20 protein-coding genes are annotated in these 21,518 nt (G+C 43.5%); 12 read left to right on the plus strand and 8 right to left on the minus strand.

Translation table 11 applies throughout. The annotated features are described in order from the left end of the window. Positions 1 to 73: 73 nt before the first annotated feature. The 4 genes from ACYVRA_RS04580 to ACYVRA_RS04595 form a co-directional block, all read right to left on the minus strand. The gene (locus ACYVRA_RS04580) at positions 74 to 277 is read right to left on the minus strand and encodes a hypothetical protein (protein WP_461251572.1); all 204 of its coding nucleotides are present in this window, start codon (positions 275 to 277) and stop codon (positions 74 to 76) included. A gap of 9 nt (positions 278 to 286) precedes the next feature. Continuing rightward, positions 287 to 538, minus strand: a complete 252-nt coding sequence (locus ACYVRA_RS04585; RefSeq protein WP_461251573.1) for a hypothetical protein — start codon at positions 536 to 538, stop codon at positions 287 to 289. Between the two features lie 407 nt (positions 539 to 945). Then, positions 946 to 1,164 (minus strand): hypothetical protein, encoded by a 219-nt coding sequence (locus ACYVRA_RS04590; RefSeq protein WP_461251574.1) that lies wholly within the window; start codon positions 1,162 to 1,164, stop codon positions 946 to 948. Positions 1,165 to 1,430: 266 nt separating this feature from the next. Next, a complete protein-coding gene (locus ACYVRA_RS04595) occupies positions 1,431 to 1,634 on the minus strand; it encodes a hypothetical protein (RefSeq protein WP_461251575.1) in 204 nt (67 codons plus the stop codon). A 66-nt stretch (positions 1,635 to 1,700) separates the two neighbouring features. On the opposite strand from ACYVRA_RS04595, the gene ACYVRA_RS04600 reads away from it, so the two are divergent. From ACYVRA_RS04600 to prs, 3 genes are read left to right on the plus strand one after another with little or no spacing between them, the layout of a single operon-like run. After that, positions 1,701 to 3,386 carry an adenylate/guanylate cyclase domain-containing protein gene (locus ACYVRA_RS04600; RefSeq protein WP_461251576.1) on the plus strand — a complete coding sequence of 562 codons (1,686 nt, stop codon included), beginning with the start codon at positions 1,701 to 1,703 and terminating at the stop codon, positions 3,384 to 3,386. An 11-nt stretch (positions 3,387 to 3,397) separates the two neighbouring features. Next, a complete protein-coding gene (glpK, locus tag ACYVRA_RS04605; protein ID WP_461251577.1) occupies positions 3,398 to 4,879 on the plus strand; it encodes a glycerol kinase GlpK in 1,482 nt (493 codons plus the stop codon). Positions 4,880 to 4,915: 36 nt separating this feature from the next. Further along, positions 4,916 to 6,178, plus strand: coding sequence for a ribose-phosphate diphosphokinase (prs, locus tag ACYVRA_RS04610; RefSeq protein WP_461251578.1), 1,263 nt, complete (start codon positions 4,916 to 4,918; stop codon positions 6,176 to 6,178). Between the two features lie 297 nt (positions 6,179 to 6,475). Here the strand turns inward: prs and ACYVRA_RS04615 are convergent, their stop codons facing one another. Continuing rightward, positions 6,476 to 6,775 carry a hypothetical protein gene (locus tag ACYVRA_RS04615; RefSeq protein WP_461251579.1) on the minus strand — a complete coding sequence of 100 codons (300 nt, stop codon included), beginning with the start codon at positions 6,773 to 6,775 and terminating at the stop codon, positions 6,476 to 6,478. Between the two features lie 100 nt (positions 6,776 to 6,875). On the opposite strand from ACYVRA_RS04615, the gene ACYVRA_RS04620 reads away from it, so the two are divergent. From ACYVRA_RS04620 to ACYVRA_RS04645, 6 genes are all read left to right on the plus strand, one after another. After that, complete coding sequence (locus tag ACYVRA_RS04620; RefSeq protein WP_461251580.1) at positions 6,876 to 7,637, plus strand: energy-coupling factor transporter transmembrane component T family protein; 762 nt, start codon at positions 6,876 to 6,878, stop codon at positions 7,635 to 7,637. Positions 7,638 to 7,646: 9 nt separating this feature from the next. Beyond that, complete coding sequence (locus tag ACYVRA_RS04625; protein WP_461251581.1) at positions 7,647 to 9,095, plus strand: ABC transporter ATP-binding protein; 1,449 nt, start codon at positions 7,647 to 7,649, stop codon at positions 9,093 to 9,095. Beyond that, the gene (locus tag ACYVRA_RS04630; RefSeq protein WP_461251582.1) at positions 9,076 to 9,861 is read left to right on the plus strand and encodes an ECF transporter S component; all 786 of its coding nucleotides are present in this window, start codon (positions 9,076 to 9,078) and stop codon (positions 9,859 to 9,861) included. The genes ACYVRA_RS04625 and ACYVRA_RS04630 overlap by 20 nt, the downstream gene beginning before the upstream one ends. Further along, on the plus strand, positions 9,851 to 10,693 hold the full coding sequence (locus ACYVRA_RS04635) for an amidohydrolase family protein (protein ID WP_461251583.1): 843 nt from the start codon (positions 9,851 to 9,853) through the stop codon (positions 10,691 to 10,693). The genes ACYVRA_RS04630 and ACYVRA_RS04635 overlap by 11 nt, the downstream gene beginning before the upstream one ends. 227 nt (positions 10,694 to 10,920) lie before the next feature. Further along, positions 10,921 to 12,147, plus strand: coding sequence for an OmpA family protein (locus ACYVRA_RS04640; RefSeq protein ID WP_461251584.1), 1,227 nt, complete (start codon positions 10,921 to 10,923; stop codon positions 12,145 to 12,147). A 15-nt stretch (positions 12,148 to 12,162) separates the two neighbouring features. After that, positions 12,163 to 13,146 (plus strand): bile acid:sodium symporter family protein, encoded by a 984-nt coding sequence (locus ACYVRA_RS04645; RefSeq protein ID WP_461251585.1) that lies wholly within the window; start codon positions 12,163 to 12,165, stop codon positions 13,144 to 13,146. Here the strand turns inward: ACYVRA_RS04645 and ACYVRA_RS04650 are convergent. From ACYVRA_RS04650 to ACYVRA_RS04660, 3 genes are read right to left on the minus strand one after another with little or no spacing between them, the layout of a single operon-like run. Continuing rightward, positions 13,103 to 13,993 (minus strand): polymerase, encoded by an 891-nt coding sequence (locus tag ACYVRA_RS04650; RefSeq protein ID WP_461251586.1) that lies wholly within the window; start codon positions 13,991 to 13,993, stop codon positions 13,103 to 13,105. The two genes, ACYVRA_RS04645 and ACYVRA_RS04650, sit on opposite strands and share 44 nt — an antisense overlap. Before the next feature lie 5 nt (positions 13,994 to 13,998). Next, positions 13,999 to 15,327, minus strand: a complete 1,329-nt coding sequence (locus ACYVRA_RS04655; RefSeq protein WP_461251587.1) for a LysM peptidoglycan-binding domain-containing protein — start codon at positions 15,325 to 15,327, stop codon at positions 13,999 to 14,001. Next, positions 15,324 to 16,412 carry a tetratricopeptide repeat protein gene (locus ACYVRA_RS04660; RefSeq protein ID WP_461251588.1) on the minus strand — a complete coding sequence of 363 codons (1,089 nt, stop codon included), beginning with the start codon at positions 16,410 to 16,412 and terminating at the stop codon, positions 15,324 to 15,326. The genes ACYVRA_RS04655 and ACYVRA_RS04660 overlap by 4 nt, the downstream gene beginning before the upstream one ends. Positions 16,413 to 16,482: 70 nt before the next feature. Between ACYVRA_RS04660 and ACYVRA_RS04665 the strand changes: the two genes are divergently transcribed. The 3 genes from ACYVRA_RS04665 to ACYVRA_RS04675 form a co-directional block, all read left to right on the plus strand. Next, positions 16,483 to 18,231: a tetratricopeptide repeat protein gene (locus ACYVRA_RS04665; RefSeq protein WP_461251589.1), complete on the plus strand. Its 1,749-nt coding sequence runs from the start codon at positions 16,483 to 16,485 to the stop codon at positions 18,229 to 18,231. 220 nt (positions 18,232 to 18,451) lie between these two features. Next, positions 18,452 to 19,714, plus strand: a complete 1,263-nt coding sequence (locus tag ACYVRA_RS04670; protein ID WP_461251590.1) for a vWA domain-containing protein — start codon at positions 18,452 to 18,454, stop codon at positions 19,712 to 19,714. Between the two features lie 155 nt (positions 19,715 to 19,869). Next, on the plus strand, positions 19,870 to 21,518 hold a 1,649-nt coding region (locus ACYVRA_RS04675; protein WP_461251591.1), incomplete at its 3' end, for a hypothetical protein.

The raw sequence follows: 21,518 nt of genomic DNA on the forward strand, positions 1-21,518 counted from the left end.
TCATCGGGTAATATTTCAAGCGCTTCTTTAAATTTTTGCGCCGCTTCGGCAAAGGAACGCGAATAATAAAGTTTCATTCCCCGATTATTTGAGTGGGCATTTTGTTTGTTGACATAGAGCAGCTTATTATGTAATCAGCAGAAACTTTATCAAGTACTTCAAGCAATTCTCGCTGTCTGGTAAAATAGCCACCTTTTTTGGATGGGTCAATCTTTGGAGGGTTTTTTGTGTAGTACTCATCCCAATAATCAGCTTCTTCTTCAGTCATTCTAGCCATGTTTTTCTCCTATGCGTCCAATAATGGATAAAAAATACTTCGGCATGTCATCGCATGAAATACATTGATTGTTTCATCATCTATGCGATTGTACAATATTTCAAGCAGATTGCCGGAGTTGTCGAATCCAAGAACAATATATTTATTTCCGTCATCATCCAAAGGACCTTCATATTCGGGTTTTTTAAGAGCACAGCATATTCTTTCCTCGCTGATACCATGCCTAAATGCCGCATGGTTAAACTCTATATTTTCGCCCATATAAAAAATATACTGTCTATTTAGAGTTAGAACAAGGGATATTTTAGATCATTTTTTCATTTTTTCGCTAAATTTCTCACAAAGAGCACGAAGGTACAAAGAACACAAAGAAGATTTCTGTCCTAGGAGATGCGTTGGCTTTACGATAAGATAAGAGACATAAACTTGTACAAAAAAGCCGGAATACGCAAAACCTTTACAGTACATTTAACGGCTGTGTTATAGAACGATGTATGCCCTGACTGTACTAAATAAATTCTTTGGGCATACATCTTGCCCACTTGGAATAAAGTATGTACGCAACAGGATAAGCGCAAAGTTGTTGTTTGTAAAATTATCGTTTTTCCTTCAAAATGAATTATCGGATATAAGCTTTGTGTACTTTGCGTCTTTGCGATAGGAAACTTTTATTTTGAAAAATAATGAACACGATCATCCCGTTCAATGGTGGTATCTATTCCTTTTAATTCCTTAAAAATACCGTAAGCGTCTTTTATCGCTATTCCGTTGCGTGGTTGTGCCGAAGGATGTTTACCCTTTATAAACATGGTAAAATCAAGCACCTCAGCCGCGACGGATTCTGGCATGGTTTCAATCTCTCTCATTAATATTGCGGCAGTTGTCATACTTTGAATATAGTAGTGTTTACCGTTTCTGTCAAGGTAAAAATAAACGCCTGACCACTTGCAAGTTGTCAGGTTAGATTGTACGTCGTGTAGTAGCAACGTACTATATCAGCTGCCGCTTTTCAACGCAAATCCTAGGACAAAAATCCCCTCTTCCCCTTAGTGATCTTTGTCCCTTTGTGTTCTTCGTGTGAAATTTTTCTCTATTTGGTTCGTGTGGTTCGTGGTAAAAATTCTTCTCACATCCCCCGAACCAGAGATAAATATCAGGCGGCGGAACTTTCCACCGGATTCAGATACCCGGTTTGTACGCAAATATTAAAGAGGTGGCGTGTGATTTTTTCTTCAGATGTTTTTACGTTTCCGTTCCTGCTCCGCGTAAACCGAACCAGATATTCATCGTCCGTTTCGTTCAGAATATCGACAAATTCCGAATTGCCCGATAAGCATTTAATACTATAACGTTTCATATTTATAATATCGGATGATTTTTTGCCCCCCTTGAGATTATAAGCAGGTTTCTTTATAATTACAGAATGAAAATCCGGTTAAAAATGTTCCTTGTCGTACTGCCTTTAATCATCGTCCCGCTTGTCCTTGCGGAAACCGCGTCTTATTTTCAGGCTGTAAACGGGGTCACCCGCCTCGCGAGAGAGCTTTTGGGGTTTAAGCTTGGAGAGCTTGAGAAATTCGCCAATAACCAATGGTCGCTTTTAGTCGATAATAATTTCGCAGGAAGGCCGGAAATGGTCGAAGCGGCAAAAAAAGCCGTTGAACAGTACGGGCGCAGTATTCTTTTAAGCGACACGGAAATTATCTTTGCGGTGGATAATGCCGGTAAGGTGGCAATGTCAACCTATGGGGATGGTTCCGGAGCGGAACTATTACCTTCCGAGGCAAAGACGCTATTGCAGCTATTAAATAGTGAAAAACAGGGACTGCAAACTGCCGTTATCGGCGGCGAAAAACGTATTTTTCAATCTTTTTATTTTACCCCGTTTGACTGGTATATTTTAATCAGCGAAAAAGAGCGGGTATTTTACGCGGACGCGAATTTAATCACCGTACAGACAATTATCACTTTGGTAGCGGCGGTCGCGATTGCCGTTATTATGCTTATCATTGTTACCCGCCGCCTGACAAATCCACTTGGTCGGGTTGTTAAAACAATGGAATCAATAATTGAGACGGCTGATCTTTCGTCTAAAGTTGAAGTTGAGTATAACGACGAAACCGGCATTCTAGCGCAAACGTTCAATAACATGACGGGAGAATTGGACAGGGCGTATTCGCAGATAAAGCGTTACGCGTTTGACGCGGTTCTTGCCGGTAAAAAAGAAGAGCGCATCCGTCAAATTTTCCAAAAATACGTGCCAAATGACGTAATCGAGCGCTTCTTCGCGTCTCCTGAAAAAATGCTTGTGGGAGACAACCGCAGGCTGTCAATACTCTTCTCCGACATCCGCTCCTTTACTACAATTTCCGAAGGAATGGCCCCCGATGATTTAGTTCACTCGCTTAACCGCTATTTTTCGGGGCAGGTTGACATTATCTATAATAGGAAAGGAATTGTAGACAAATACATAGGCGACGCTATTATGGCTATTTGGGGCGCGCCCGAAAAACACGAAGATGACGCGCTGCAATCGGTCTTGTCGGCTCTTGAAATGACGGACGCTGTTTTAAAATTTAACGAAAACCAGCGCAAACTTGGCAAGTGCGAATTTAAAATAGGAATTGGCATTAACTTTGGCGAAGTAACGGTCGGCAATATAGGCAGCGAGCGCAAGATGGATTACACGGTAATCGGGGACGCGGTAAATTTAGCGTCACGGATGGAAGGGCTGACAAAAACTTATCATTCAGAAATATTGATTTCAGAAAGCCTGTTTGAAGAATTGCGAAAAACTTCACCTAACGCAGGCCTTAATTACAGGCTTATTGACACTGTGGCGGTAAAGGGCAAGACCAAAGGAGTGAGAATCTTCACGGTAAAAAAAACGCTCTCGCCGTCTGAGCAAAAAGCGTGGCCTTTGCATAATCAGGGAATGAAACTTTATTATTCGCGTTCCTTTGCCGAAGCGGCGCAAAAATTTAAAGAAGCGCTTGAAATATTACCCGATGATTTTAACGCGGACAATCTGTATAAAAGATGCGTGGAATACGCTTCCGCGCCGCCGCCTGCGGACTGGAACGGCGTGGAAGTAATGAAAACTAAATAATTGGGGGAGTTATGGGCAAATATGTTCTTTCGCTGGATCAGGGGACTACAAGCTCCCGGGCGATTCTTTTTGATCATGGGCAAAATATCACCGCGGTAGGGCAGAAGGAGTTTTCCCAGATTTATCCTCGTGAAGGCTGGGTGGAGCATGATCCAATGGAAATATTTTCCACCCAATACTCCGTGATGACTGATATTATCAACAAGGCAAAAATAAAAGCGGGTGATATTGCCGCCATAGGCATAACAAACCAGCGTGAGACGACGATTCTTTGGGATAAAAATACCGGCACGCCCATTTACAACGCGATTGTGTGGCAATGCAGAAGAACGTCGGCGATTGTTGACGCGCATGTAAAAGACGGGCTTGGCGATCATATAAAAAAAACTACTGGGCTTATTCCCGACGCTTATTTTTCAGGGACTAAAATTAAATGGATACTTGATAACGTTCAAGGCGCTAGGGAGAGGGCGCAAAAGGGCGAGATACTTTTTGGCACAGTCGATACATGGCTAATCTGGAAATTATCCGGCGGCAAAGCCCATGTGACGGATTACACCAACGCCAGCAGAACGATGATATTCGACATTCATAAACTTGATTGGGACGACACCCTTCTTAGAGCTTTGGATATTCCGCGCGTTATGCTTCCGCAGGTAAAGCCGTCAGGCGCGGTGTTAGCGTCCGCTGTTATTAACGGCGTTGAAATTCCCATTGCAGGGGACGCGGGGGATCAACAGGCGGCGCTTTTTGGGCAGTGCTGTTTTGAAAAAGGAGACGCAAAATGCACTTACGGCACCGGCTGTTTCCTATTAATGAATACCGGCACAAGCGCCGCAGTCAGCGGGAACGGGCTTTTAACCACCATTGCCGCGGGCTTCAGCGATAAACCGCAGTACGTGCTTGAGGGTTCGGTCTTTACGGGAGGGGCGGTTATTCAATGGCTTAGGGACGAATTGCGAATTATTACCGACAGCGCGGACAGCGAATATTACGCGGAAAAAGTTAAGAATACTGGCGGCGTCTACCTTGTTCCCGCTTTTACCGGTCTTGGCGCCCCTTATTGGGACATGTACGCGCGGGGTTGCATAATCGGTATCACGCGCGGAACAAAAAGAGCGCACATTATAAGGGCGGCGCAGGAATCCATCGCCTATCAGGTAATGGATCTTTTAAACGCGATGGAAAGCGACCTTGACGTAAAAATAAAGGAATTAAAAGTTGACGGCGGGGCGAGCAGGGATAAATTTCTTATGCAGTTCCAGTCTGATATGTGCCGCGCGGCTATTGTGCGCCCGGTTATTAGGGAGACGACCGCGCTTGGAGCGGCGTGTTTAGCCGGAATCACCGTCGGGTTTTGGAGAAACTTGGCAGAGGTAAAAAACCGCTGGCGGCAGGACACTGTTTTTACCCCTAAAATTGACATGGAAAAGCGTGAAAAACTGGTTACAGGCTGGCACAAAGCGGTTGAAAGAAGCCGCTCGTGGGCTTGATTTTTTGTTTGCTTTATGTTAAATAATAGTTAAGCCATGAAGTACTTCAATCCAGCGAATTTAGCCGTAATTGCGTGTCCCGGCGGGGAAATCTTCGCTGATGAGGTAATTCAACACCTTCATCGTAAATACCATTCTAGCCGCAAACAAACGGTGGAAGACATTTCAAAACGTTACAATTTAAGCGCGGATCAGGTAGACCTGCAAATAGAGCTTATAAATAAAATTGTCGCGCGGGGAACAGCGTCCCAAAGCGGCACTGTAAAAAATAGCGCACCGTTTAAAATTCCCGTTAAATTTTCATTGTTTCCAAACGGTGAGATAAAATCCGAGATTCAAGAATCAATCCGGGGCAAAGACGTATATATTTTTCAGGATGTGGAAAACCACTACCCTGTAAAATTTTCAGGCGAAGTTGTAAATAATTTGTCTATAAACGATCATTTGATGACCATTTTTGTCACGATTGACGCCGCTCATCAGGCTGGCGCGGAGAGAATTACCCTTGTAATACCGAATTACCCGTATTCGCGTCAGCACAAGGCGAAGGGAAGGGAAGGGCTTACCGCGAGCAGAATCGGAAAAATTCTTGAAAGCCTTGGGGTAGACCGAATTATTACGCTTGATATTCATTCCAGGGACATCATGAATATTTTTAACGACTTACGCCTTGAAAATCTTCATGCCAGCTATCAAATTATTCAAACTTTGATAAATATGGATGATATTCTAAACGATGATTTTGTCGTTGTTTCCCCAGACACCGGCGCTGTGGACAGAAATAAATTTTACGCCTCCGCTCTAAAAAAGCCGTTGGCGTTGCTATACAAGGAAAGGGATTATTCCAAATTGTCAAAGGACGCTACCCAGTCAAATATTTCGCAAATACGCCTTCTTGGCAACGTGAGGGACAAAACCGTCTTCATGGCGGATGACATTTTAGGGACGGGCGGCACGTTGATAAAGGGAATGAAGCACCTTAAAGAAAACGGCGCCCGCAGGATTATCTGCGCTATCAGCCTGCCTCTTTTCTCCGGTAACGCCATTTCCCACTTTGATGAAGCGTACAGCGAAGGCCTGTTTTACCGCATAATCGGGACAAACGCCGTCTATCAGGAAGAAGTTGTAAAGCGCGAATGGTACGTAAACGTCAATATTTCGCGTCTTTTCGCGGATGTAATTTCCCGCCTTCACCAAAACCAGTCAGTTTCAAGCCTTCTGGATAACGCCGGCATAATAAACCGCTTACTTTCAAAAAAAATCGAACCTCAGAACGAACTTCCTTTTACTCACACTTAAAAATATTATTCTCAAATTTTCTCTCGCAAAGGCGCAGGAGTCTGTAGGAAAACCTCGGAGAAGAGGTTCACGCAAAGGCGCGGAGACGCAAAGGGCGCAAGGTTTATGTCCGATAACTCATTATTGATCAAGATATATAATTTTGACTACAAATATTGAAGGAAAAACGATGATCCTGCGAACAACAACTTTGCGCCTCTGCGCCTTTGCGAGAGGTCCTTTTGTAAACATTTATTTTTATAACAAAAAAACCGTGTAAGTGAACACGGTTTTTAATAAAATAATTGGAAAAATATTTTATTTTTTTGATTTGGTCGCTTTCTTGGCTTTGGGTTTAGCGGCGGTCTTTTTGCCTGCTTTTTTTACAACGGTTTTTTTCTGTTTGGCGTACTTGCGGTTCAGGTTGGCCTGATAATCGCTGCAGGCCGCGCATAGGATGTAGCCTTTTTTTACCTTGCCTCCGCATCTGGGGCATTTTCCCTTTGAAATGCGGTCGTTGTACCTTTCCTTCCGCTGTTCGTTAATTTCATCTCTGTGCGCTTCTCGATACCTTCTTTGCCTCTCCCTGTTTGCCAGGCGTGTCTTTGCATCAGTCATTTAAAAAATTCTCCTTTTTTTTACGTGATATATTTTTAGTATAGCACATAATAATTTTTTTGTCTATAGTTATTATTAGAATTATATATAAAGGTGATATATGTCTGTCTTTTTTAATCTGGACGCAAGAACAAAATTGTTTTTTGTTTTACTGCTTACCTTTTTGATTTTTTTTATTAATACTCTTGTTGCCGCCGCCTGTTTGTTGGCGTCATTTATTGTTATTCGTTTTACCGCGGGAATGCCGCCTAAAGGTTTTAAATACTTAAAAAATCTAACATTGTTAGCGGCTTTTATTATTTTCATTCAGACGCTGTTCGGTCCTGGCGAAACATACATCGTAAAGCCTCTTTTTCCAGCGTCGTTTCCGTTTTTAGGCGGCGCAGGTTCCCTAAAATGGGAAGGATTTATCCTCGGTATTGTAATTGTATGCCGTCTGGTCGCTTTAACGCTTCTTTTGCCCATGTTGACGCTGACAACTTCTCCTCATCAAATAAGCGCCGGACTTTGCGCTCTTGGCGTTAATTATCGCGCCGCCTTTGTAATAACTTCGGCAATAAACCTTATTCCGGCTTTTAAGGAAGAGGCTCTTTTAATTATGGACGCGCAAAAATTGCGTGGAACGCGCGAATTCGGGATAAAATCCTATATAAACTTGCTTGTCCCGCTGATGTTAGGCGCAATGCGTAAGGCGCAAACCTCTTCGGTTGTAATGGATTCCAGGGCGTTTGGCGTTTACAAAACAAGAACATGGCTTGAAAAACCAAAAATGAAGCGTTTGGATTTTTTCTTTATTGCGGGCTGTGTTGTTTTTTTTGTAATTATGATGTTTATTAATTTTACTTTTAAAAATTTATATTGAGCGTGAAGAATGTGCGTAGTAAATTTTGATAATGTCAGTTTCAAATACCCCCGCGCCAAAAATTACGCGCTTGAAGGGATAAATTTATCCGTGGCAGAAGGCGAGTTTCTCGCCGTAATGGGCGAAAACGGAGCGGGAAAAACCACTCTTTGCAAACTGATTAACGGTATTATTCCCCATCTAAGCGGCGGTCATTTATCGGGAGCGGTTACAGTTGACGGCGCGGATACCGTAAAATCCTCCGTCCCGCAGTTGGCTCTTAAAGTCGGTATGACGCTTGATGATCCTGACGCTCAGCTTTTTACCTCGTCTGTCCGTTATGAAGCCGCTTTCGGGCCGCAAAATATCCTTTTACCGCCGCAAGAAATCAAAGAAAGGGTAAACTTCGCTCTTCGCGCCGTCGGGCTTGCAGGTTTTGAAGACAGAGCGCCCTCAACTCTGTCTGGCGGCGAAAAGCAGCGTCTCGCTATTGCAGCAGCTATGGCGATGAAAGGGAAAGTATTGGTTCTTGACGAACCCCTGTGCCGCCTGGATACTCAGGGAGCGCGGGAAGTAATGTCCGTTTTAAGCGATATGCGAAAAAAAGAAAAAATAACAATAATTATGGCAATGCACGAAAGCGCGAAAGTTGTTGAATTTGCGGACAGGGTTTGTATTCTTAAAGACGGAAAAATTGCCGCGCTTGATACAGCTAAAAATATTTTTTCTGACAGGGCATTATTGGAAAATAACGGCATACAGCCTATTACCGGTAATTTTAAAAATTTTTTGCCGCGAAATGTTTCTTATGATAACCCTGTGATCGATATAAAAAATCTTTGCTTTTCATATTCAAACGGTTCGGGAATAAAAAATATCAATCTGTCAATCGCGGAGAATGATTTTATCGCCATAACGGGCGATAACGGCTGCGGAAAAACGACTCTGCTTAAATGTATTACAGGCCTTTTACGCCCTTGCGCGGGGGATATTTTCATTCGCGGCAAAAATACAAATAAACTTTCCGTTAGTGATATTTCAAAAGACGTGGGATTCGTTATGCAAAACCCCGATACCCAGCTTTTTACCGATTCCATTTACAATGAGGCGGCTTTCGCGCTTAAAAATATGCGTCTTTCAAAAACTGAAATAAAGCGAAGGGTGGAAACTGCCTTAAAAACCGTGGGTCTTAACGACGCGGACGCTTTTCCTCCCGCGTTAAGCAGGCAGGATCGCTCGAAGACGTTAATCGCGTGCGTTCTTGCGATGAATAGTAAAATAATTATTTTTGACGAAGTTGACGTTGGCAATGATTACTGTGGCAGTTTAAAAATTATGAATATTGCCCGCGATCTTCATTCGGAGGGCTTTACAATTATTTTTATTACGCATAACATGGTTTTGGCTGGCGAATATGCCCACAGGCTGATTAAAATGGAAAAAGACGGGATTGTATTTGATGGAAGACGCGAAGATTAGCAAAAAAAAGAATTTCACTATTCACCCCGCCGTTATAAGCGTTTGGGCAGCCGTTATCGCTGCGGGGCATTTATTGCCGACTATTCCAATCTTAGGAACGGGCGGGACTTTTTCTTTATCTGCGGTACTTTATCCGCTTTCGGGAATTTTTTTCGGCCCCTTAGCCGGCGCCCTATGCTCGGCGGCGGGCGGCTTTATCGGCTCATTAATCGCGCCTTACACCGCATGGATGGGGCTTGGCACTTTTATCGTGGGGACGACTACCGCTTTTACAGCCGGATGTATCGCGTGGGGAAAATGGCCTCCTGTCGCTATTAACTCAGCCGGAAATTTCATCATCAACGGAGCGATTATCGTATACATTACAGGAACGATTCTCTGGTTTACGCAGGAAATAGGCAGAAGCGTTATCCTGTTGCCGCTGTTTTTTTACGGATTAGGTTTTGTTGTTTTGATAATCGCGACGATATTCGCGCGGTGGATGTTTGAAAGTAAAAACAAGTGGATAAAATTTCCTGCAATTTGGCTATGCGCTTTCAGCGGACTTATAGGAGGAGCAACAGTGGGGAATTTTTTCTCTCTTGTATTGTACAAACAGCCAAAAGAAATTTGGGCGATACTGACATTTACCGCTCCCATTGAACGCGCTATTTTCGCGTCCGCGGCAATGCTTGCCGGAACGCCACTTCTTTCAGGCTTAAATAAAATCGGCATTTTTACAGGCCCCCAAAGTGAAATTGAAAAAGGAGTTTTAAATGAAAATTGATTGTCATGTTCACGTAACGCCGCCTGATATTATCGCTAACTGGACTCAATACGCCGAAAAAGAGCCGTACTTTTCGCTGATTTCGCATAGTAAAGTGAATAAATTCGCTACGGCGGAAGATGTTGTTTCCGTATTGGAGAAAGACTGTTTTGACAGAGCGGTAATTTTTGGTTTTGGTTTTAACGATTTAGGCCTGTGCCGTTATGTGAACGATTATGTAATAGAAAAAACAAAACAGTTCCCCGAAAAACTGACGGGCTTCGCGGTCGTTCCACCCTGCAAAGAGGCCGCAAAAGAGATAGAACGCTGTTATAACAACGGGCTAATTGGCGTAGGAGAACTTTTTCCAGAAGGGCAGAGTATTGACCTTGTAAATGAAAAGGAAACTTCCGATTTAACAGGCGCGTGTAAAGAACTTGGTATGCCGTTACTGCTCCATACAAATGAAACTATCGGCCATTATTACCCGGGAAAAACAAATATACAAATGAAAGATATTGAAAAATTTATCCTTAACAACCCCGACTTAAAAATAATCCTCGCCCATTGGGGCGGCGGGATTTTTATCTATGAGACAATGAAAGAAATCAAGGCAAGTTTCCGCAATGTGTACTATGACATCGCCGTCACTCCGTATCTTTTCGATGAGCGAATTTACCGCGCTGCGAAAGCTTTAGGCCTATGCGAAAAAATTATCTTCGGCAGCGATTTCCCAATTTTACCGCCTTCACGTTACATAAAAGGACTGGAAAATAGCGGCTTATGTGAAGATGATAAAAATCTTATACTTTGTAAAAACGCGCTAAAATTGCTAACATTTCGTAAAAGCTGAGATTTAACAAAGAATTATTTCCAAATTTTATCTCGCAGAGGCGCGAAGTCGCAAAGGCGCAAAGTTTATGTTTGATAGATTTTCGTTATACAAGATATATTTGTTTTAATATGGATCTTGAAAGTTAAAGATAATACTATGAACAACGACTTTGCGCCTCTGCGCCTTTGCGAGAGGTCTTTTCGAACTAATTGGAATAATGGTAAAAAAAAGTGTATATTTAATATATGGTAAGAATAAAGCTAATTTTAGTTTTTATATTGTTTAGTGTTTTTCAACCTTTTAGCGCGAAGTGCGAAAATTTTGAGTATAAACACATACTTGGCGCTAAATACAGGATACTCTCCGTTGTTGATGAGGCGGTTTTTATTAACGGGGTTTTAAGCCATCGAGCTGAAATACTTAACCGTATCGCGGTGGAAGTGACGGGGGTAAATGACGGCAAGGGGGAACATAAGGCGGTTTTTCAAACTTCTGAGAGGCTTGTTTACAGTTCGGGAAGCGCCGCTCAGGCGGAGTCGGGGTTTTCGTGGACTAGGGAATATGATTCGGTTTTTGAGCGGGATAAACTTGGATACCTCACGATAGACCCAAAGTATTATATGCCGGTTGTGCGTAACGTACCCGTGTTCCCTGACAGGAATTTAAATGTAATGGACAAATGGAAAGCCGATGGGTACGAGATACACGATTTTAGGGACGCGTTTGGAATACAGGAGCCGTACAAAATACCGTTTACGGCGAATTATGCCTATGTGGGACAGCGCGAATGGAAGGGAAAAAGTTATCCGGCTTTTTCAGTAAGTTATAAAATAGCTTCAAGGCCGCCTGCCGTTAGGGGGCGTATTTATCCCGTGCGTATAATGGGCGATTTTGACCAAATTGTTTACTGGGATCATTCGCTTGGGCAGGCGATAGCTTATGAGGAAAGTTTTCGCCTAACGTTTGAAATGTCAGATAAAAGAAAAATTGAATTTCGCGGGACGGCGCAGGCCGAGTTTATCGAGTCTGAGGAAATGAACAAGGAACAGCTTGTAGATGAGATAAAAAAAGAAATAGACCGCCTTAAAATAAACGATGTTGACGTGCGCGTTGTTGACGGGGGAATTTCATTAACCCTCGAAAATATCCAGTTTTACCCCGATTCGGCTAAAATGCTTCCCGGCGAACAGGCAAAACTTGAAAGGATTGCCGTGATTTTAAAACGCTATTCCGACAGGGATATTGTCATTAGCGGACATACCGCTTTGGCAAGGGGAACAAGAGAGGATCATCTTAAACTTTCCCATGATAGGGCAAAGGCGGTGGCGGATTATTTTCTTGCTAACGATGTCCGTACAGCGGACCGCATGGTTATTCGCGGGTATGGAGCGGATATGCCGATTGCGGATAACAGTACCGAAGAAGGTATGCGTAGAAACAGAAGGGTGGAAATTACCATTCTGGAAAATTAGCGGAAATTTTAAAATATGCGCTCTTCACAGGGAATTAACGGATTTCTTTTTAAACTAAACAACGCCATGGACCGCTTTATTCCCGTTATAACTCCTTTATCCGTCGCGCTTGGTTTATTTCTGCCGAGTGTTTTCTTGCCTCTGCGCCCCTATGTTATTTTACTGTTCAGCATTATGACGTTTTCAGGCTCCCTAAAACTTACCGCCGTTGAATTGGGAGTCGCGGTTAAAAGCCCCGCTCCTATTTTGCTTTTCTTTTTTTCAAGCCACATATTGATGCCGTTAGCCGCTCTCTTTTCATCTTCAGTTTTTTTTAACAATCCCGACGTGGTAGCCGGTTTTATCCTTCTTTTTACAGGCCCTACCGCCGTTTCAGGCTTTATCTGGTCTGCGATTTTTAACGGAGATAAAGCGTTAGGACTCTCTTTAATACTCCTTGACACTTTGCTTGCCCCGCTTATTGTTCCGCTTACTCTTTCGGTTTTTTTAGGGGCAAAAATAGCGATGGACATGAGCGGCATCGCTGTCTCCCTTATTTTTATGGTTGTGGTTCCAACGGTCATAGGAGTCGCGTTAAACGAAACAAGCAAGGGCGCGATACCGCGAAAAATATGCCCGTATCTTGATCCGCTTGCCAAATTCTGCCTGATGCTTGTTATTGCGGCAAACTCGGCGGCCATAGCCGATGTTATACGGTTTAACGATCCCCTTGTTTGGGGCGTTACTCTGCTGTGCGTTATTTTAACAATAGCGGGGTTTCTGCTCTCTAGGCTTAACGGTATCGCGGCGCGTTGTAATTATGAAAAAAGCGCCGCCTTGGTTATCGCAGGCGGGTTAAAAAATAACAGCGCTGTTATGACAATCGCCGTAACATTTTTCCCCCAGGCGGCGGTTCTGCCCACATTGATGAGCATTATCTTGCAACAGACAATAGCCGCGACGGTAGGCAAATTTATTATTCGCCAAATTCATAGCGCAAAACGGATTCGTCAAGAATAAATACGACTTTCCCCTGCGACAACAGGCGGCGGTTTTCTTCGGATGAAATAATTACAAGCGCGTCGCTTCTTTCGATGATAAGGTCAGTGGGCTTTATTCCGAATACGCCGCGCGCGAATATGCGCAAAGGCCTGTCCCCTACGATTTCACGTAAATCATCGGATAAGCCGGAAGGGTTGCTTTGAAAAATATTTTTCGACGCGGAATAGCGTACCATTGAAAACCCCTGCGCGGCGCCTTGAGGCTCAAGCATAAAACGTTCATAGATAAGGTTCATTTCGCTGTCCCAAATTTTTGGAAACAGGCATGGGACTGGCATGGCGGTTTTTTTTAATCCGTAAACAGGGAGTTCGTCCACGGCGATAATAATTATCCCCGTGTACCGCGCCGTAGAAATAGGGCTTAATGTTCTTGAAACGGGGGAAGATCGGGTATGACGTAAAAGAGAGGCGCTGATGTTTGAGATGGAAATTTTTACGGACGTGGTAATATTTTTCATATCCAGCGAAAGGGCTGGAGACGTTAAATTTGCCCCACGCGCGATTGCTTCTATTTGCGTAAGGTTTAATTCCCCACGGTCAACAAGGTCAGCCATTGTAGAAGAAGAGTCAACCTGTAAGCCCAAAAGGCACGGTTGTATCAGGCTTAAATAACTTAAGTTTAAAAGAGATTCCCCTTGGGTTCTCCCCGACGGAAGTTTTACCCCCGCTTCGGCGAGGTTCAGCGAAACAACCGCGTTAATCCGTAAAGTGTCCCACTCTACAGTGCCGGAAATGCCCGTTTTTGCCTGTCCAAACACGCCAATAACAGAGAAGAAAATCAAGGTTAATATTATCAATCTTTTCATATCAGTTACTCTATTATCGGCACTCTAATGGTTCTTCCTTCATGCAGAATATCATTTAACTTTAGGCCATTTGCCTCCGCAAGCACTTGTGGATCGATACCGTATTTTCTGCCTAAGGACCAGAAAGTTTCGCCTTTTTGCACAACGTGGGTTCCCGGCAAATTGGACGGTACTGTTACAGGCGTACTTTGAGGCGGGGGCGTGTTTCCAAACGCCGGAATAATGATTGTTTCCCCTATTTTTAATAAACGGCCAGAAATACCGGGATTGTGCTGTTCGATAATGTGAACGGAAGTGCCATAATACCTTGACATCGACCACAATGTGTCCCCTTGGCGGACTATATGGTAATGGTAGCGGAGCAGCTGCAAATCTTGGCTTTCAAGAGCGTCAGTAATTTTTTCAAGATAAGCCGTTGGGACTTTTAACCGGTAGCCGTCTTCCGCGGGGCTTATCCCGTGGAGAAGTTCCGCGTTAAGACTGCGTAATAGCTCTTTGGAAACGCCTGTTTCGTTAGCTAGAATATCGATAGAAATCTGGCGGTTAAGCGGAATGGCTGTCCAATCGACTTTTTCATGCCAGACATTAACGCCGTATTTTCTTGGCTGTGAAATAATATAGGTTGCGGCGATTAATTTGGGTACAAAATGCAGGGTTTCCTGCCTTAAATCGCCTTTTTTAACAAGTTCCCAGTAATCGTGCCTACCTGTTTTTTTTACAATTTTGTTTATAGCTCCCAACCCGCTGTTATATGCCGCAAGCGCAAGTTCCCAACTGCCAAGCGTTCTGTAATTTTCATCAAGTTTTTGCAGGGCGGCTATAGTCGATTTTTCAAAATCGCGCCGCTCATCTATAAAGTCAGTAACCCTTATTTTATACGGCGAAATGCTGTTAAGCATAAATTGCCAAAGACCGACAGCGCCCGACTTGCTTCTTGCCGTTATCACAAAACCAGATTCAATAACGGGGAGATAAGCCAGTTCCGGCGGCATATTACGCCGGGCGACTTCCTCCTTGATAAACGGCAGATATAGGCTCCCCCTGCCCAAAACGGAGTTGAGAGTGGCAATACCGTGCGGACTTGAATACTGCTCAATGTAACGTTGAGTCAAGGGCTGTTCAAGAGCCGTGTCTGTAATTAGCGAATTTGAGGCGGGCGTAAAAATAAATGAGGAGCTTGCGGAAGGAGGCGGCAGCGTTGGATCGGGAAGTTTGCCGCGCATAGGTCTTTCTTCCGCTTGAGCTAATGTTATAATAATTGTATATAACAAAAAAATAAGTAAATCCCCGTTACGCTTTTGCGCTTTTGAGTGAAATACCCTGAATAAGCTCAAAATTTTTCTCCGTAGTAAATCCCCGCCCATTCCCACCTTCCGTGAATTTCAGGGTCCTGCGGGAAATAAATCTTTCTGAAGTACAGATACCATGTATTAAGCGAAAATGACCAGCCGCTTGTTCTTAAAAACGCTTCGGTTGAATTTGAAGACGCGTCAAGAGTGGAGGCATATTTGATGTGGTTACCGGACATAAATTGGGCAAGATTAAATCTGTTTAAGCCAATATCGTCGGTTTCCACCTGTTCCCATGAACGCGCAAAAAAGTTCACCTTTGTCTGGTATCTCATAAGCGTATTTGCGCTGCCGGCGTCCAGAGCGTCTTCGACCGCGCTTCTTAACGCGCCAAGGCTTTCAAATGTCCAGTCTTTTTGGGACCTGCTAAAATCAACCTGATTTTTCGCGTATTGGTCTGCCTGGGGGAAGCCGGGGATAATTGTCCCCGTGTACGGCAGGTAATTTGTATATGCCGCAATCGCGCCATTCCAGTCGCCTGCCCGCTCGCATGCTTGCCCAAGCATAAAATATGTGGTTCCCGGATCAATTTTATCGGCAAATCTGGAAATTAGCTCGTTGTAGTACCAGACCAGGTGTTTTGGATTGTCGGTCTCGTTGATAAGATGGCGCAGGCAAACAAGGTGAATGGACTCGTCATTAATGATAAGGTCGGGATAATTTTTTAAAATCAAATCAAAATAAAGGGCGACTATCGGCTCAGATTCCCGCTGGATATACGCGTATGCGACCATGAGGAAATAGTAGCCGTTGTAAGGGTCAGCCGGATTATTGATGGTTTTCGCGCTTAAAAAATGGATAACTCTTTCATAATCTTTTAACCTTGCGAAACTTGTGGCAATTTCCCTTGTCACCGCAAATTCGCCGTCACTGCCGGGTTTTTCCGTTTTTAATAAATTAAACAATTCCGTAATGTTTTTCCTGTCTTCCTTTGAGCCGGTAAGATAATACTGGTCAAGTCCGGAAGGCTTAAAATTACATGATATCGTTATTAAAACCGATAATAATAATGTGAAACACGCGAAAAACTTTAATTTTTTCTTAATATCCATTGTTATTGATACTATCATTGTGTTAATATTTTGTATATGTGATCTATCCTTTTCTTCGGGGAAAATTTTTTGTTTTGGATAATTAAGAGTGGTATTAAAAACTTGGAATCGCATTTTTGTTATATTTTTTTTCTCACTTGCCGTTCTTTCCTGTAAATCAACAGCTGATAAATCAGGAGTTGAAAAAACAAGACCTGAAAAGCCGAAATCCGCCGAGCAAAAAATTGAAAATACAAAACATCAATCCGAGCCTAGCGCACACCTTTCCGGCAGTCTTTCGGAAGAAATAAGGAGTTTGACAGAAACTGGAATTTTGTCATCAATGCTGCAAGCGCTTGAATTGATCCGCAGCAGGGAATTAAGCGGTACTGAATTTGGCCGTATAATGGCCGGCATTAATACTACGCTGATCAAGTTGATTTATCCCGATTCATTGGCGAGGCTTCCGGTCGTCGATCTTCCGCAAACGTCAAATTATACCCGGATTATCAGGGATGCCGAGAAGGGCGTTTATGACCCGCCTGCTCAAAATTCGACTGATTTTTTTGAACATATTCTGCCATTTTTGGCTGTGAATGATCAAACGGAAGCTGGCGTTCTTGCGGATATTTTAAAAGACCTTGAATTAGCGCAAACGCTAAAACCCAATTCCGTTTTGCCGCCTCTGTTTCAAGGGTTTATACACGAAAGAGCGCAACGGTACAGTCAGGCGGAACGCTCATTTAGGCAGGCGTATCAAATCTCAGACGAATGTTATCCCGCAAGGATAGGCGTTGCCCGAGCGAGAAGGATTGCCGGTTTTCCGCAAGAAGCGATTGATATTTTATCCGAGTTGATTATACGTTACCCCGACAGCATTCAAATTAAAAGGGAACGCGCCATTTGTTATTACAGAAACCATGACTTGTCACGGGCTATGTCCGCAGTGGACGAGATTCTGCAGGCGGATCCAAGAGACGGAGAAATCATTTTAATAAAAGCCTCTATCCTTCTTGAGCAAGGGCAGTATTCGCAGTCAAATACTTCATTGGACAGTTACGCCTCCATTAACCCAAACAACAGAACTTATCTTTTCTTACGCGCCAGAATACAGGCGGAAGGAAACCGCAACCGCGATTCGGCGTTAAACTACCTTCGCTCGATTTTACGCGTTAATCCCGATGATACGGAAGCCCTTGTTTATGCCGCCGGTTTGCTCATGGAGTCCCAGCGCCCGGCGGATCAAAGTGAGGGCAGGGAAATGCTTGAGCGCCTCAGGAGGATAAACGGCTCTTCCATAGAAGTGCTAAGCCTAAGCCTTAGGGACGCAATTCAACGTGAACAGTGGCAGGAGGCGCAGGGGTATTTGAACCGTATTCTTGCCGTCCGCAGAACTGTTCAGGACATTATGGACGCGTATAATGTTGAACGGGGGCTGGGAAATAACGCAAGGGCGCTTAACTATGCCCGTGAATTGTTTGAGCGCGATAATTCCAATCATGAGTACGCGGCGATTTATATTTCCGCCCTGATTAATTCCGGCAGAAGGGACGAAGCGGCGCGTTTGCTGGAAAGCCGTATTAATTCCGCAAGCACAAGTCAAATTAAGAGCCGATACTATTATCTGCGAAGCCGTTTACAGTCAAATCAGGAAGACGCGTTAGGTGATCTGCGTTCCAGCCTTTTTGAAGACCCCAGAAACTTGGACGCCATTATCGCCATGTTCCAAATTTACCACGACCGCCGTGAAGAACGCCGCGCCGTCTATTACCTAAAACAAGGTCTTGCCATATCCCCCGATCACCCTGTTTTAAAGCGTTACGAGAAAGAGTACGCCTCTCTGTTGGGCAGAAATTAATTCGCAAGATTTTCACACAAAGATCACAAAGGTACAAAGAACACAAAGGAAGAGGGAAGAAGGGGGTTTTGTCCGAGGGCTATGCGTGGTCTTTACGATAAGATAACGGACAAAAACCCTATTTCCCCCTTTGTGATCTTTGTTTCTTAGTGATCTTAGTGTGAGGTTCTTTCGATAAATTTTCCTAGTTTTTTTGTCTGAATTGTGTTATATTTATTCTATGAAAAGAATATTTTTATTATCTATTACGATATTGGTTTTTATTATCGTTTCCTGCAGCTCTGAATTTTCAAACAGCGGAGATGATTCTGGCGTTGGCGTTGGCGGCGGTTATCCTACTACTGGGTCCGGCGGAAAAGGAGCAGACGGCGGGGAAGCAGGCTCCAATGGGGGAAACGGAACGGCAGGCAAGCCCAAACCGGGACAGCTTACATGCGGCGAGTGGAGCGATCTTAAAAATTACGATTTTTATCTGAATCTTTTTACCATAACCGATGATGACAGTGTTCCTGAAGAGCAAAGGCGTAATGGTTTTGCCAATTATATCGAATATTTTGGCTTTGAAACGCGCTATATGGTTATTGTTAACGTATTTTCAGGGGAAAGTCCCGCGGGTGACGCTATTGTAGATTTGTATCATTCAGGGCAAAAATTATTTTCCGCCAAAACAAACGCTAACGGAAACGCGTATTTATTTCCTTCTTACAACGTAAAAGGGGAAAATATAACAATTAAAATAAATGCCGCTGGAAAAGAATCACAGCAAATTTTAACGTATAACGGCGAACCTGTTCTGATAGCGCTTAATGATAATACGGAAAAAAGTTCACTCTTAGATTTAATGTTTGTTATTGATACGACGGGGTCAATGGGCGATGAAATGCTTTATTTGAAATCGGAAATTTCAAACGTTATAAACTCTATTGCCGCCGCCAATCCAGATTATAACATCAGTTTGGCGCTGCTCTTTTATCGTGATATAGGCGACGAATACGTTACGCGATACTTTGATTTTACCGACAACATCGCGCAGCAGAGGCAAAATCTTGCCAGGCAATCCGCAAGCGGCGGCGGCGATTTTCCCGAAGCAATGGACAGGGCGCTTACGGAAGCCGTAGGCAAAAATTGGAACAGCGGTAACGCCACGCGGCTTATTTTCCATGTTTGCGACGCGCCGCCCCATGACAATCAACAGAGCCAATCCGTTTACTCCAGCGCGATAAAAACCGCCGCCCAAAAAGGCATCCGCATAATTCCAATCGCTTCCAGCGGAATAGACCGCGCTACCGAATATTTGCTCAGGCAGGAAGCCATTATTACAGGCGGAACCTATATTTTCCTTACCGATGACAGCGGTATTGGCGGGAGCCATTTGCAGGCTACAGTCGGCGAATTTACCGTAGAATATCTCAATGCCTGCATAGTGCGTATCGTAAACGAATATTTAACGGGAATTGAAACAGAGCCGGTTTCTTATTATTAAGAGTTTATTTAGTTTCAAGTCCGCAGAATGATTTTTCATCGCGTGAAATCTTTTGGATAAATTTCTTAACTAAAAATAGTTGACATAAATGAATGATTATGATAAAAAAATAAATTATATACAAAAATTATAAACAAAAATAAGGAGATTTTTGTATGAAGGCCACGTCAAAGGCCAATGTTGACAATCGTAATTCCTTAAATTTCGAGCGCCCGCGGCTTAACCAACTGTTTGCGGAAGCCGTGAAATACCCTGTAGTCGTGGTATGCGCCGGCGCCGGTTATGGCAAAACCTGCGCGGTTCATGATTTCGCGCAGGAGTATCAAGCGACGACATTTTGGCTTCAGCTTTCGCAACGCGACAATACAGGCGCCCGTTTTTGGGAAAGTTATATCCACGCCTTAGCGAAGGTGAACTCGCCCCTTACTAAAGCGTTGGCCAAACTTGGTTTTCCTGACACAAGCGATAAACTTAATCATTATCTAACCTTATTAAACGATCTTGTAGAGAAAAAAAGGCGGATCATCGTCATGGATGATTTTCATTGCATTGAAGAGCCTTCTGTAATTAAATTTATAGAGGAGTGCATTCTTTTTAAAATGCCGCCTGGAACGTCGGTTTTTCTTGTTTCCCGTACCGTTCCTAACATTAAAACAGTTAACAGCGCTTATGAGAAAAAAATATTCAATATAAGCGAAGATGATCTGCGTTTTACGGAAAGCGAGCTTGCACAATATTTCCGCAGCCGCAATATATCAGTATCCTATGAAAACTTGCGCGAAATAATGCAGGATACCGGCGGCTGGGCGTTCGCGATTAATTTTATAGCGCAGTCTTTTCAAAAAGCGCCCGGATACAGCGGCTATGTGCGTAACGCGCTGCGGACAAACATATTCGGCATAATAGAAACTGACCTTTGGAATGATATTTCCGAGCGCCTGCAAAATTTCCTGTTGCGCCTTTCCCTTATCGACCACCTGTCCGTTGAACTGATTACCCAACTCGCTGGAAATGAGGAAGAACTTGTCGCGGAACTGGAAAAGCAAAGCGCTTATGTTCGCAGGGACAATTTTATCAACGCGTATCTAATTCACCCTTTGTTTTTGGAATTTTTAAGCACAAAGCAAAATTTAATTTCCGAAGACCAAAAAAAAGAAACCTACGCTATTTCAGGCAATTGGTGTGCACGTAACGGTTTTAAAATTGACGCGATGTCGTACTATGAAAAAACAGGAGACTATAAATCAATACTTTTAATTTTAGCTTCCTTAACCACTCAAATACCGCAGGATGTTGCGAAATACGCTGCGCAAATTTTAGACCGCGCCCCGGCTGACGCTTTTGATGAGGTGGAGTTTCTTGCGGATATGCATTTGCGTACATATATTTGCCAGGGATTACTTCAAAAATCACTTGAGCTTGTGAAATATTACGAAACAAAATTCCTTAAACTGCCTGATGACGACTCTATAAAGAACCGCACGCTGACAAGGCTGTATATTTGCTGGACATACATACGCTGTTTAATGAGCGTAACGGATGACGTTTTTGATTTTGACGTTTACATTGAAAAAGCCTGCAAATGCGTGCATGAGGAGGATTCGGGCAAACTTGACATTTACTATCCGGGGGCGTGGATCAACTTCGCCGGTTCTTCAAGAAAGGGAAGCCCGCAGGAGTTTATCGACGTTATAACCCGTAATCATGAACATATACAAAAAAGTTATATGAAAGGGTTCATGGCTGGAGAACTGGAACTGGCGCGTGGCGAATTGGAATTCTACCGAGGCGATATTTCTTCCGC

It is taken from the genome of Treponema sp. R8-4-B8 (assembly GCF_054786175.1).